The 12,592-nt window shown below is 69.9% G+C and carries 12 protein-coding genes; 10 read left to right on the top strand and 2 right to left on the bottom strand.

Annotation, left to right across the window (positions count from 1 at the left end):
* From fusA to ACFE76_RS01285, 3 genes are all read left to right on the top strand, one after another.
* On the top strand, positions 1 to 1,942 hold a 1,942-nt coding region (gene fusA / locus ACFE76_RS01295), incomplete at its 5' end, for an elongation factor G (RefSeq protein WP_375429919.1).
* A gap of 209 nt (positions 1,943 to 2,151) precedes the next feature.
* Positions 2,152 to 3,345, top strand: coding sequence for an elongation factor Tu (gene tuf / locus ACFE76_RS01290; protein WP_375429918.1), 1,194 nt, complete (start codon positions 2,152 to 2,154; stop codon positions 3,343 to 3,345).
* Between the two features lie 93 nt (positions 3,346 to 3,438).
* Positions 3,439 to 4,134, top strand: a complete 696-nt coding sequence (locus tag ACFE76_RS01285; protein WP_375429917.1) for a GNAT family N-acetyltransferase — start codon at positions 3,439 to 3,441, stop codon at positions 4,132 to 4,134.
* A gap of 12 nt (positions 4,135 to 4,146) precedes the next feature.
* On the opposite strand, the gene treY is transcribed toward ACFE76_RS01285, so the two are convergent.
* Positions 4,147 to 6,399 carry a malto-oligosyltrehalose synthase gene (gene treY / locus ACFE76_RS01280; protein ID WP_375429916.1) on the bottom strand — a complete coding sequence of 751 codons (2,253 nt, stop codon included), beginning with the start codon at positions 6,397 to 6,399 and terminating at the stop codon, positions 4,147 to 4,149.
* Positions 6,400 to 6,436: 37 nt separating this feature from the next.
* Positions 6,437 to 7,819 carry a gamma-glutamyltransferase gene (locus ACFE76_RS01275; RefSeq protein WP_375429923.1) on the bottom strand — a complete coding sequence of 461 codons (1,383 nt, stop codon included), beginning with the start codon at positions 7,817 to 7,819 and terminating at the stop codon, positions 6,437 to 6,439.
* A 202-nt stretch (positions 7,820 to 8,021) separates the two neighbouring features.
* Between ACFE76_RS01275 and ACFE76_RS01270 the strand changes: the two genes are divergently transcribed.
* The 7 genes from ACFE76_RS01270 to rpsS all read left to right on the top strand — a co-directional run bounded on the left by ACFE76_RS01270 (position 8,022) and on the right by rpsS (position 12,562).
* A complete protein-coding gene (locus ACFE76_RS01270; RefSeq protein ID WP_375429915.1) occupies positions 8,022 to 8,873 on the top strand; it encodes an endonuclease domain-containing protein in 852 nt (283 codons plus the stop codon).
* A 397-nt stretch (positions 8,874 to 9,270) separates the two neighbouring features.
* The gene (rpsJ, locus tag ACFE76_RS01265; protein WP_300611684.1) at positions 9,271 to 9,579 is read left to right on the top strand and encodes a 30S ribosomal protein S10; all 309 of its coding nucleotides are present in this window, start codon (positions 9,271 to 9,273) and stop codon (positions 9,577 to 9,579) included.
* Between the two features lie 10 nt (positions 9,580 to 9,589).
* Positions 9,590 to 10,264 (top strand): 50S ribosomal protein L3, encoded by a 675-nt coding sequence (rplC, locus tag ACFE76_RS01260; RefSeq protein ID WP_375429914.1) that lies wholly within the window; start codon positions 9,590 to 9,592, stop codon positions 10,262 to 10,264.
* Positions 10,261 to 11,088, top strand: a complete 828-nt coding sequence (gene rplD, locus ACFE76_RS01255) for a 50S ribosomal protein L4 (protein ID WP_375429913.1) — start codon at positions 10,261 to 10,263, stop codon at positions 11,086 to 11,088. The genes rplC and rplD overlap by 4 nt, the downstream gene beginning before the upstream one ends.
* Complete coding sequence (rplW, locus tag ACFE76_RS01250) at positions 11,085 to 11,393, top strand: 50S ribosomal protein L23 (protein ID WP_375429912.1); 309 nt, start codon at positions 11,085 to 11,087, stop codon at positions 11,391 to 11,393. The genes rplD and rplW overlap by 4 nt, the downstream gene beginning before the upstream one ends.
* A gap of 21 nt (positions 11,394 to 11,414) precedes the next feature.
* Positions 11,415 to 12,251, top strand: coding sequence for a 50S ribosomal protein L2 (gene rplB / locus ACFE76_RS01245; RefSeq protein WP_375429911.1), 837 nt, complete (start codon positions 11,415 to 11,417; stop codon positions 12,249 to 12,251).
* 29 nt (positions 12,252 to 12,280) lie between these two features.
* Positions 12,281 to 12,562, top strand: a complete 282-nt coding sequence (gene rpsS, locus ACFE76_RS01240; protein WP_375423600.1) for a 30S ribosomal protein S19 — start codon at positions 12,281 to 12,283, stop codon at positions 12,560 to 12,562.
* Positions 12,563 to 12,592 lie beyond the last annotated feature (30 nt).

Genomic DNA, 12,592 nt, shown 5'->3' with positions numbered 1-12,592 from the left:
GATGGAGCAGGAGCAGGAGCGCGGCATCACGATCACGTCCGCCGCGACGACCTGCCACTGGCACGACACCCAGATCAACATCATCGACACCCCGGGGCACGTCGACTTCACCGTCGAGGTGGAGCGTTCGCTCCGCGTCCTCGACGGTGCCGTCGCGGTCTTCGACGGTGTGGCCGGGGTCGAGCCGCAGAGCCAGACCGTGTGGCGTCAGGCCGACCGGTACAAGGTGCCGCGGATCTGCTTCATCAACAAGCTGGACCGCACGGGCGCGAGCTTCGACTTCTGCGTCTCCACGATCAAGAGCCGGCTGAACGCCGTTCCCGCGATCCTGCAGCTGCCGATCGGTACCGAGGGCGGCTTCCTCGGCGTCGTCGACGTCGTGCGGATGCGGGCGCTCACCTGGCGTGGCGAGACCACGATCGGTGAGGACTACACCGTCGAGGAGATCCCGGCCGACATGCTCGAGAAGGCCACCGCGGCTCACGCCGAGCTGGTCGAGCTGGTCGCCGAGTACGACGACACGCTGATGGAGGCCTACCTGGCCGAGGACGAGGCGGCGATGACGCCCGAGCTGATCGACGCGGCCATCCGTCGCGCCGTGCTCTCCTCGCAGATCACCGCCGTCCTCTGTGGCAGCGCCTTCAAGAACAAGGGTGTGCAGCCGCTGCTCGACGCGGTCATCGCCTATCTGCCGTCCCCGCTGGACGTGCCGGCCATCGACGGGTTCAAGCCCGGCGACGAGTCGGTCGTCATCGAGCGGCACCCGGACTCGACCGACCCGTTCTCGGCGCTGGCCTTCAAGATCGCGGCCGACCCGCACCTGGGCCGGCTGACCTACATCCGTCTCTACTCGGGCAAGCTCGAGGCTGGCTCCACGGTGCTGAACAGCACCAAGGGCCGCAAGGAGCGGATCGGGAAGATCTACCAGATGCACGCCAACAAGCGTGAGGAGATCGCCAGCGTCGGCGCCGGTCAGATCGTCGCGGTGATGGGTCTGAAGGACACCACCACCGGCGAGACGCTGTCCGACCCGTCGAACCCCGTCGTGCTGGAGTCCATGGACTTCCCGGCGCCGGTGATCGAGCAGGCCATCGAGCCGAAGACGAAGTCTGACCAGGAAAAGCTGGGTGTCGCCATCCAGCGGCTCGCCGAGGAGGACCCGACGTTCCGGGTCCACACCGACGACGAGACCGGTCAGACGATCATCGCCGGCATGGGAGAGCTGCACCTGGAGGTGCTGATCGACCGGATGAAGCGCGAGTTCCGCGTCGAGGCGAACATCGGCAAGCCGCAGGTGGCCTACCGCGAGACGCTGCGTCGCGCGGTGACCAAGATCGAGTACACCCACAAGAAGCAGTCGGGTGGCTCGGGTCAGTACGCCCGCGTGATCATCGACCTCGAGCCGCTGGAGCCTGGCTCTGGTTATGAGTTCGTGAACGGCGTCACCGGTGGCCGGATCCCCAAGGAGTACATCCCCGCGGTGGACCACGGCGTCCAGGACGCCATGCAGTTCGGCGTGCTCGCCGGGTACGCGGTGGAGGACATCAAGGTGACGCTGCAGGACGGCGCCTACCACGACGTCGACTCCTCCGAGCTCGCGTTCAAGATCGCCGGTTCGATGGTCTTCAAGGAGGCCGCACGTCGGGCCGACCCAGCGCTGCTCGAGCCGGTGATGGCTGTGGAGGTGACGACCCCCGAGGACTACATGGGCACCGTCATCGGTGACCTGAACTCTCGTCGCGGTCAGATCCAGGCCATGAACGACCTGCACGGCAACAAGGTCGTCGAGGCTCTGGTGCCGCTGTCGGAGATGTTCGGCTACGTCGGCGACCTGCGGTCGAAGACCTCGGGCCAGGCGTCGTACTCGATGGAGTTCCACGCCTACGCCGAGACGCCCAAGTCGGTCTCGGACGAGATCATCCAGAAGGCTCGCGGCGAGTAACGAAGGAGCGGAGCGAGCTCGTTGCGCGGGCGCAGCGAGCCCGGCTCGAAGGGGCTGTGGGGGCGGAGCGACTTCCGCCCCCTGCGGCCAGCAGTTTGACGCGCGCAGCGCGACAAGGAAAACTTAGGCCGGGCTTTGCCCGGTCACGACCAGCAACTCACCCAAGAACGCCAGGCGATCGCGTGGCGAGGAATCCAGAAGGAGCCCCAGTGGCCAAGGCCAAGTTCGAGCGGACTAAGCCGCACGTCAACATCGGCACCATCGGGCACATCGACCACGGCAAGACGACGCTGACCGCGGCGATCACGAAGGTGCTGCACGACAAGTACCCGACCCTCAACCAGGCGTCGGCGTTCGACCAGATCGACAAGGCGCCCGAAGAGCGTCAGCGCGGTATCACGATCTCGATCGCGCACGTCGAGTACCAGACCGAGTCGCGTCACTACGCGCACGTCGACTGCCCCGGTCACGCCGACTACATCAAGAACATGATCACCGGTGCGGCCCAGATGGACGGTGCGATCCTCGTGGTCGCCGCCACCGACGGCCCGATGCCGCAGACCCGCGAGCACGTGCTGCTGGCCCGTCAGGTTGGTGTGCCGGCGATCGTCGTCGCGCTCAACAAGTGCGACATGGTCGACGACGAGGAGATCCTGGAGCTCGTCGAGCTGGAGGTCCGCGAGCTGCTCAGCGAGTACGAGTACGACGGCGACGAGACCCCCGTGGTCCGCGTGGCTGCCTTCCCGGCGCTGAACGGTGACGCGAAGTGGGGTGACGCGATCATGGAGCTCATGGCCGCCGTCGACAACTCCATCCCCCAGCCGGTCCGCGAGATCGACAAGCCCTTCCTGATGCCGGTCGAGGACGTCTTCACGATCACCGGTCGTGGCACCGTGATCACCGGCCGGATCGAGCGTGGCGTGGTCAAGGTCAACGAGACCGTCGACATCATCGGCATCCGGACGACCAAGCAGACCACCACCGTCACCGGTGTGGAGATGTTCCGCAAGCTCCTCGACGAGGGCCAGGCGGGCGAGAACGTCGGTCTGCTGCTTCGTGGCACCAAGCGCGAGGACGTCGAGCGCGGCATGGTCGTGATCAAGCCGGGTACGACCACCCCGCACACCGACTTCGAGGCGCGCGTCTACATCCTCAGCAAGGAAGAGGGCGGCCGGCACACGCCGTTCTTCAACAACTACCGTCCGCAGTTCTACTTCCGCACCACCGACGTCACCGGTGTGGTCAACCTGCCGGAGGGCACCGACATGGTGATGCCGGGTGACAACACGGACATGACCGTGGCGCTCATCCAGCCGATCGCCATGGAGGAGGAGCTCAAGTTCGCCATCCGCGAGGGTGGCCGTACCGTGGGCGCCGGTCGGGTGACGAAGATCCTCAAGTGATCTGACTGCTTCAACGTTCCACCCGAAGAGCCCCGCACCTGCTGGTGCGGGGCTTTTCGCTTGCCCGCGCCAGGCAACGCCTACCATCGCCGGGTGGAGGCGAACACGGCGGCGATCATCCGGCTGGGCTGGTCCCGGCTGCTGGGCCTGCCCGATGACAGCCTCGACCCGGTGCGCAACCCCGTGCGCACGGTCCGCGCCGACTCCGAACGGGAGGCGATGGTCGTCCGGCTCTGGGACACCTACGTCGTGGTCGGGCCGGAGTGGCTGCACGAGCGGGTGGCGGAGACCGACCCAGCCGAACTGCTCGACCAGTCGAAGCTGCTGCGGCGCTGCGAAGGTCACCGGGCCCGGGTGGTCGGCCAGGCGGTGCTGGCCTACACCGACCGGTACGTCCAGCTGCCCGGGCTGCGGGAGGTACCGGTCGACGACGGTGCAGCGGCCGCGGTCCTGCTGGAGAAGAGCTGCCCACCTGATGACGTCAGCGAGGTCGGCCTGGCCGAGTTCGGCCGGATCTTCGTCATCCTCGACGAGAGGGACGCGCCCACCGCCGGCGCCGGCTACGACGAGTGGCAGGGTATCCTCGGCCACCTCGGCGCCCTGACCGCACCGGAGCACCGGCGGACGGGCCGGGGGACCGTGGCCGCGGCCCTGGCCCTCAACGACGCGCTCGACGTCGGCCTGGTCGCGCAGTGGCGGGCCCGCGTGGACAACGTCGGCTCCCGCCGGCTGGCCCGCCGGCTCGGGTTCACCGAGGTGGGCGCCCAGACCACCGTCGCCCTCACCTGAAGTCGGGGAGGGTCAGGAGCGCAGCAGCAGGGCCACCGGGTAGCGGTCGAGCACCTCGCCCACCTGGACCGGACCGGAGAACTCGCGACCGGTCAGGTCGTCGGTGTAGGTACCGGTCAACGCCAGGGAGGTGTCCAGCCAGCCGCCGGCCGCCGCCAGTGCCACCGGCAGCCGGGTGGCCAGCGTCACCGCGCCGCCGCGGTCGTACGCGACGAGGTGGTCCGCAGCCGGCCCGCTGGCGAGCAGCGGCTCGTACGTGGTGAACGCCTCGGCCCGGTCGCGGCGGGCCCGCAGCGCCTGGGCGGTGACCCAGAGCTTGGCCGCGCCGCTCTCGTCCACCGCCGGGTGGGTCTGCTGCACCTCGGCCAGCAGGGACCGTCGCCGCGCGTAGTCGACGGGCCGACGGTTGTCCGGGTCGACCAGCGAGTCGTCCCACAGCTCGGTGCCCTGGTACACGTCCGGGACGCCGGGCATGGTGAGCTGCACGAGCTTCTGGCCCAGTGCGTTCGACCAGCCCGGTCCGCGGACCGCAGCGACCAGGTCGTCCCAGGCCGTCCGCAGCTGCGGTTCGTCGTACGCAGCGTCGACCAGGGCGTGCACGGCCGTCTCGTACGCCTGGTCCACGGCGGTGTAGGTGGTGCGGTCGCTGGCCTCGCGCATGGCCTTCTCCGCGTACGCGTGCATCCGGTCCCGCTCGATGGGGCCGGCGCCGACCAGGGTCTGCGCCAGGAAGTAGGCGAAGGCCCGGTTGGGCACCGTGGAGGTGGTGAGGACGTGCTCGGCGAAGGTCGCCCAGGCGCCCGGGATCTCGGCGAGCACAGCGAGCCGGGCCCGGACGTCCTCGCCCCGCTTGGTGTCGTGGGTGGAGAGCCCGGTCATCGACTGCGGCTGCTCGGCCTGTCGACGCCGCGTGGTCTCGTGGAACTCCGCGGGCGCGATGCCGAACGTGCTCGGGTCGCTGCCCACCTCGTTCAGCGCCACGAACCGGGCGTAGCGGTAGTAGGCGGTGTCCTCGATGCCCTTGGCCATCGTGGCGCCACTGAGCTGCTGCATCCGGCGGGCGAGCTCGTCGTCCCCGTCGTGCAGCCGCGGGCTGAGCGTGTCCAGGGCCTCAGCCAGGGCCGGCCGGCGGCGGCGGGCCAGGGCCAACGCGTGGTCGAGGTCGGCCGCACCGTCGGGCAGGTAGGAGCGGTAGACCGCGAAGGCCACGGCCACCTCGGCGATCGCCGCCCCGGCGTCGGTGACGTCGGGGGCGAGGGCGGCCATCCGCCGGATCTCGGCGGGCAGCAGGTCGGTGACCACCATCCGCTTGCCCATCTCGATGTGCTCCGCGACGTCGCGCTCGTCGCCGGTCAGCCGGACGTAGAGCTCGGTCAGCTCCTGCTCGGCGTCCGGGTCGACGAAGAGGCCGTTGACCTCGCGCATGGCGTCGTAGCCGGTGGTGCCTTCGACTGGCCAGTCCGCGGGCAGCGACTCACCCGGCTCCAGGATCTTCTCCACGGTGATCCAGGCCTCCGGCGCGAGCGCACGCAGCCGACGCAGGTACTCCCCGGGATCCACGAGGCCGTCCGGGTGGTCGACCCGGAGCCCGGCGACACCGCGCTCGACCCACTGCCGCACCAGGGCGTGAGTGGCGGCGAAGACCCGCTCGTCCTCCACCCGGACGCCGGCGAGGCTGGTCACGGCGAAGAAGCGGCGATAGCTGAGCTCGGAGTTGCCGCGGGAGTGGTGGGCCAGCTCGTAGTGCTGGCGGGCGTGCACCTCGGCCGGGTCATCGCCCGGGGACCAGGTGCCGGGAGCGAGCGGGAAACGGTGCTCGTAGTAGCGCAGCTCGCCCTCTTCGACGCTGAGCACCGCGTCGTCGCCCAGGACAGGCAGCAGGATCCTCGGCCGGCTCCAGTCGATGTCGAACCAGTCGGCGTACCTGGACTCGCGGCCGTGCTGCAGGACGTCCCACCAGGCCGGGTTCTCCGCTGGTACGTCGATGCCGAGGTGGTTGGGCACGATGTCGATGACCACGTCGAGGCCGCGCTGCTCCGCCGCCGCGAAGAGCGCCTCGAGCGCGACCTCCCCGCCGCGGTCGGGGTCGACCCGGGTGACGTCGACGGTGTCGTAGCCGTGCCTCGAGCCGGTGGTCGACCGCAGCAGCGGCGACAGGTAGACCGCGCCCGCTCCCAGCTCGGTGAGGTAGTCGAGGAGGTCCGTGGCCTCGGCGAGGGGGAAGTCGCGAGAGATCTGCAGCCGGTAGGTCGAGGAGGGAGTCACGGTGGTCGACCTTAGTCGGTACCCAGGGGGAGGCCACTCAGAGCAGGATGACGGCTCCGCTGCGCCTCGGGTCCGCGCCCCCGCCGAGGGGACTCAATGCCGAGACGCCGCCGAAGTACGGGTCGCGGCGTTCGGCGACGGCCACCTCGTTGCCGGCGGCGGCCAGCGCGGTGAGCACCTCGGGCGCGAAGCCCGGCTCGGCCCGGACCATCGCGGGCAGCGCGTTCAGCCGCGGGCCGTCGATCGCCTGTTGCGGCGGCACGCCCCGGAGGATCTGGACCAGCACCTGCACCAGCGCCGGCCGGATCCGGCTGCCGCCGGCCCCGCCGGCCACGGCGACGAGCCGGCGTTCGGCGTCCAGCACGGCCAGCGGCGACATCATCGAACCCATCCGTACCCCGGGTTGTAGCGCGCCGCGGATCAGCTCGCCCTCGCCGAGCATCGAGTTGAGGTGGACGCCGTAACCGGGGACCCAGACGCCGGAGCCCAGGCCGAGACTGGTGGTCAGCGCGCACCCGTTGCCCTGGGCGTCGACGGCGACCACGTTGGTGGTCTCGGCCCGGCGGTCCGGCGCGCGCAGCGCCGCGACGAGGCCGAGCGCCGAGGCGGGGTCGGTGTGCGGGTCGCCGGGGACGAGCCGGTCGACCCGCTGCAGGGTGGCGAGCAGGTCGTCCAGGTCGTCCCCGCGGGCGTGCACGGTGCCGCCGGCAAAGCCGGCCGCCCGGGGTTGGTGCTCCCGGACCGCGTACGCGGCCAGGTCGTCGCGGCTGATCGCGCCGCCGTCGGCCACCGCCGCGACGAGCGCGTCCGCGTACGTGCCGGTGTAGAAGGCCGCCGGGTCCGCGGCGAGGAGCTCGTATGCCCGGTGGTGGTCCGGGTGCCAGAGCCGGTCGCCCGCCTGCAGCAGCGACCCGTCCGGACGGGCGTACACCTGCAGCCCTTCGCCGACGCACATGGCCGGGGCGATCACCGGCAGCAGCACGGCATGGGTCTGGGGAAAGGGCGTGCCGTAGGAGGCGGCCAGACCGGGGGCGACCACGTCGGCCCAGGGCAGCCGGCCGTACCGTTGCCACAGGTGGTGGGCGCCGGCCGGGACGCCGGGCACGGCGACCGTCGCCGGTCCGATCTCGTACGGCATGGCCTGGCCGACGAAGGTGACCTCGATCGCCCGGCCGGCGCCGGGGGAGGTGCCGTCCAGCCCGGGGACGGCGACGAAGAAGTCGACGCAGTGGACCTCGCCGGTGGCGGCGTCGTAACAGGTGGCGAACCCGCCGCCGCTCAGCCCGGTGAAGATCGTCTCGGCCGCGCAGCCGACCAGCATCATGGCCACAGCCGCGTCGACCGCGCTCCCGCCCGCCTCGAGGATCTCGGCTCCGGCCGCCGCTGTCGACGGATGCCCCGCCGCCACCCCCACCCTCATCTGCACCGGATCAGACTAGAGGTGCTGAGCCGCTGAGAAATGCTCCCGGGATGCCCGTTGGGGCCGCTCAGCGGTCGAGAACGGGATCTGCGGAGCATCCGTCAGCGGCTTGTCGTTATCCACAGGCTCGGCGAGCCTGCTGTCTCCTCCACAGCACGGCGGGAAATCCGCATCTCGACCGGGATGTCCGGAGACTCCGTTCGTGGACGAGGTGGGGGAGCGCTTACGCGCTGGCGGTGGTGTGCTGGCCCGGCGCGACCACCGCGATCTTTCGGGCACTCTCGACCGGCTGTTGCGGACGGGGCAGCTGGTCAGTCCGCTGCCCGGTGTCTACTGCCCGCCCGAGCTCAGCGGCGATCCTGGGGTGGCGACGCGCGCCGCCCTCGTCTGGGCCGGCCCTGGGGCGGTCCTCACCGGGCTGGCGGCCGCGCGCACGACCTTCTGGCCGGCCGCCCCGGCAGGTCCGGTGACCCTGGCTCTGCCCACCACCACCAAGCGGTCGTGCGCCGGCGTGGTCGTCGAACGGCGTCGTGTCCCGCCCGAGCTGGTCCTGACCCGCGGAGCCTGGGCCGTGACGCAGCCGTGGGCCACGGCCGTCGACCTGGCCAGCGGACCCCACGGTGGCCCGGCCATCGACGAGGCGCTCAGGACAGGGGCGGCCACCCTGGCTCAGATGTGGGAAGCCTTCCGGCTGCAGCCCGGGCGCCCCGGCAATCCCGCCCGCGAGGCACTGCTGCACGACTCCCGTGACGAACCGTGGTCCGAAGCCGAGCGGGAGGGCCACCGGCTGCTCCGCGCGGCGGGGATCGTGGGGTGGAAGTCCAACCGGCTCGTCGGTGGCTACTGGGTCGACGTGCTCTTCGCCCGCGACCGGCTGATCCTCGAGATCGACGGCTGGGCTGCTCACGGCGGCCGGCAAGCCTTCGAGGACGACCGGGTTCGGCGCAACGCTCTGGTCCTCGCGGGCTACCGGGTGCTCAACTTCACCTGGCGCCAGCTCCAGGACGAGCCCGCCTGGGTGCTGAGCTGCATCCATACCGCGCTCGGCCGCTGACGAATGCTCCGTCTCAGCCGAACCGGGCGCCGTGGGCGCGCTCCCGCTCGACTGGGGAGCATCTGTCAGCGGCCTGGTCGGCCAACCCCCATGATTTGATCTCGACTGGCGAGTCTGACAAGATTGCCAGGTTGCTTTGACGGGGTCGCCGGGGCGCGCCATGTCTTCGCTGGTCTTCGGACGGGCGGGGCGAGAGCCGTCGCACCGCGAGACCCCAGGGTCGATCGGTCCGCCAGGATCGTCTGATCTCTCCCAGCGCGGGTTTACGGGGCTGTGTCGTGCCGAAAGGCACCCGACACGCCCGACCGTGGGGGTCGGAGGAACAGCGGGACCAGCAGGACGTGAAGACGCACATCAGAAGAAGTAGCTCCGACGTAGCGAGAAGTAAGGACGAACTGTGGCGGGACAAAAGATCCGCATCAGGCTCAAGGCCTATGACCACGAGGTCATCGACTCCTCCGCGCGCAAGATCGTGGACACGGTGACGCGTACGGGTGCCAAGGTTGCCGGCCCCGTGCCGCTGCCGACGGAGAAGAACGTGTACTGCGTGATCCGCTCCCCGCACAAGTACAAGGACAGCCGGGAGCACTTCGAGATGCGGACGCACAAGCGTCTGATCGACATCATCGACCCGACCCCCAAGACCGTGGACTCGCTGATGCGCCTCGACCTGCCGGCCGGTGTCGACATCGAGATCAAGCTCTGAGGACGGCGACATGAGCAACGCATCCACTCTCTCCGACCGCAAGGTCAAGGGCCTGCTGGGCACCAAGCTCGGCATGACCCAGCTGTGGGACGCCAACAACCGCGTGGTCCCCGTGACCGTGGTCCAGGCCGGCCCCTGCGTGGTCACCCAGGTCCGCACCCCCGACGTGAACGGCTACGGCGCCGTGCAGCTCGGCTTCGGCGCGATCAAGGCCAAGCAGGTCACCAAGCCCAGTGCTGGTCACTTCGAGAAGGCCGGGGTCACCCCTCGCAAGCACCTCGTCGAGATCCGCACCACCGACGCTACCGAGTTCACGCTCGGCCAGGAGCTCACCGCTGAGGTGTTCGCCGCCGACGAGATCATCGACGTGACCGGTGTCAGCAAGGGCAAGGGCACCGCTGGTGTCATGAAGCGGCACGGCTTCCACGGTCTGCGCGCGTCCCACGGTGTGCACCGCAAGCACCGCTCGCCGGGCTCCATCGGCGGCTGCGCGACCCCCGGTCGCGTCTTCAAGGGCCTCAAGATGGCCGGCCGGATGGGCGTCGAGCGCGTCACCGTGCAAAACCTCACCGTGCACGCCGTGGACGCCGAGCGCGGTCTGATCCTGATCAAGGGCGCGATCCCGGGCAACAAGGGTGGCCTTGTCGTCCTGCGCAGCGCCGCCAAGAAGGGGGAGCCCGCATGAGCGAGACCCGAACTGAGCACCTGTCCGCGGCGCGCGTGGTTGACGTCCTCGACGCCTCCGGCAGCAAGACCGGCACGACCGAGCTGCCCGCTGAGCTGTTCGACGTCACCGCCAACATCCCGCTGATCCACCAGGTCGTGGTGGCCCAGCTGGCCGCCGCCCGTCAGGGCACGCACTCGACGAAGACTCGGGGCGAGGTCCGCGGTGGCGGCAAGAAGCCGTACCGGCAGAAGGGCACCGGCCGCGCCCGTCAGGGTTCGACCCGCGCCCCGCAGTACGTCGGTGGCGGTGTCGTCCACGGACCGCAGCCTCACGGCTACGCCCAGCGGACGCCCAAGAAGATGATTGCCGCCGCTCTGCGCGGGGCACTCTCGGACCGGGCCCGCGACGGCCGGGTGCACGTGGTCGCTGACCTCGTGCTCGGCGACACGCCTTCGACCAAGACCGCGCTCACCGCGCTGGCCACGGTGGCGAGCAGCCCGAAGGTCCTCGTGGTCCTGCACCGCGACGACGACCTGGCCTGGCTGAGTCTGCGCAACGCCGCCACGGTGCACGCGATCGCCGTCGACCAGCTGAACGCCTACGACGTGCTCGTCAACGACGAGGTCGTCTTCACCACGGCCGCCCTGGACGCGTACGTGTCCGGTCCGGCCCGTGGTCGTTCGGTCAAGGCCGTGGCAACCGAGTCCGAGGCCACCGCGGTGACCGAGGCCGACCTCGACGGCTACGAGACCCCCGAGTCCTCGGCTGAGCCGAGTGGCGACGAGCTGGACGCGGCGGCCGCCGTGGCGACCGCGATCGAGCCCGAAGGAGACGACAAGTGACCAGCGTCAAGATCCGCGACCACCGCGACATCCTGCTCGCCCCTGTGGTGAGCGAGAAGAGCTACACGCTGCTCGACGAGAACAAGTACACGTTCCTCGTCGCGCCGGACGCGAACAAGACCGAGATCAAGATCGCCGTCGAGGCTGTGTTCAAGGTGCACGTCACCGGGGTGAACACGCTCAACCGGATCGGCAAGAAGCGGCGGACGCGCGCCGGCGTCGGGAAGCGTCCCGACACCAAGCGGGCCATCGTGTCCGTGGCGGACGGCGAGCGCATCGACATCTTCTCCGCCCCCGCACGCTGAGGACAGGTAAGGAACTAGGACATGGGTATCCGCAAGTACAAGCCGACGACGCCGGGCCGTCGGGGCAGCAGCGTGGCCGACTTCGTCGAGCTCACGCGCTCTACCCCGGAGAAGTCCCTGCTCGTCCCCAGCCCCAAGACCGGTGGCCGCAACAACACCGGCCGGATCACCACCCGGCACATCGGTGGCGGTCACAAGCAGGCCTACCGGCTGGTCGACTTCAAGCGCTACGACAAGGACGGTGTGCCGGCCAAGGTCGCGCACATCGAGTACGACCCGAACCGCACGGCTCGGATCGCGCTGCTGCACTTCGCCGACGGCGAGAAGCGCTACATCATCGCGCCGCAGGGTCTGAAGCAGGGTACGGAGGTCGAGGCCGGTGAGGCCGCCGACATCAAGCCCGGTAACAACCTCCCGCTGCGCAACATCCCGGTCGGCACGACGATCCACGCGGTCGAGCTGCGTCCGGGCGGTGGCGCCAAGCTGGGCCGTTCCGCCGGGGCGAGCATCCAGCTGGTGGCCCGCGAGGGCAAGAACGCCACGCTGCGGATGCCCTCAGGGGAGATGCGGCTCGTCGACGTGCGCTGCCGCGCCACCGTCGGCGAGGTCGGCAACGCCGAGCAGTCGAACATCAACTGGGGCAAGGCTGGCCGTAACCGGTGGAAGGGCAAGCGCCCGACCGTCCGCGGTGTGGCGATGAACCCGATCGACCACCCGCACGGCGGTGGTGAGGGCAAGACCTCCGGTGGTCGTCACCCGGTGTCTCCGTGGGGCCAGGCCGAAGGCCGTACCCGCGACAAGAACAAGGCGAGCAGCCGCATGATCGTCCGTCGCCGCAAGTCCGGCAAGAAGCGCTGAGTCGAGAGCTCGAAGAGGAAACCTAGAACATGCCACGCAGCCTGAAGAAGGGCCCGTTCGTCGACGACCACCTGGCCAAGAAGGTCGAGGTGCAAAACGGCCGCGGGACCAAGAACGTGATCAAGACCTGGTCGCGCCGCTCGATGATCGTGCCCGACATGATCGGCCACACGATCGCGGTGCACGACGGTCGCAAGCACGTGCCGGTCTTCGTGACCGACTCGATGGTCGGTCACAAGCTGGGAGAGTTCGCGCCCACGCGGACCTTCCGTGGCCACATCAAGGACGACCGGAAGGCTCGTCGTCGCTGACGCGGCGACGGACGCGACGAGAAGGAATCT

Origin of the sequence: uncultured Friedmanniella sp. (assembly GCF_964244005.1) — a bacterium.
In the GTDB taxonomy this organism is placed as follows: Bacteria; Actinomycetota; Actinomycetes; order Propionibacteriales; family Propionibacteriaceae; genus Microlunatus.
This window is presented reverse-complemented; position numbering and strand designations above follow the sequence as displayed.

Excerpts from the sequence above, each read along its gene's own strand:
- rplB (WP_375429911.1), top strand. The coding sequence starts at position 11,415 with ATGGGTATCCGCAAGTACAAGCCGACGACGCCGGGCCGTCGGGGCAGC.
- rplC (WP_375429914.1), top strand. The coding sequence starts at position 9,590 with ATGAGCAACGCATCCACTCTCTCCGACCGCAAGGTCAAGGGCCTGCTG.
- rplD (WP_375429913.1), top strand. The coding sequence starts at position 10,261 with ATGAGCGAGACCCGAACTGAGCACCTGTCCGCGGCGCGCGTGGTTGAC.
- rpsS (WP_375423600.1), top strand. The coding sequence starts at position 12,281 with ATGCCACGCAGCCTGAAGAAGGGCCCGTTCGTCGACGACCACCTGGCC.
- ACFE76_RS01275 (WP_375429923.1), bottom strand. The coding sequence starts at position 7,819 with ATGAGGGTGGGGGTGGCGGCGGGGCATCCGTCGACAGCGGCGGCCGGA.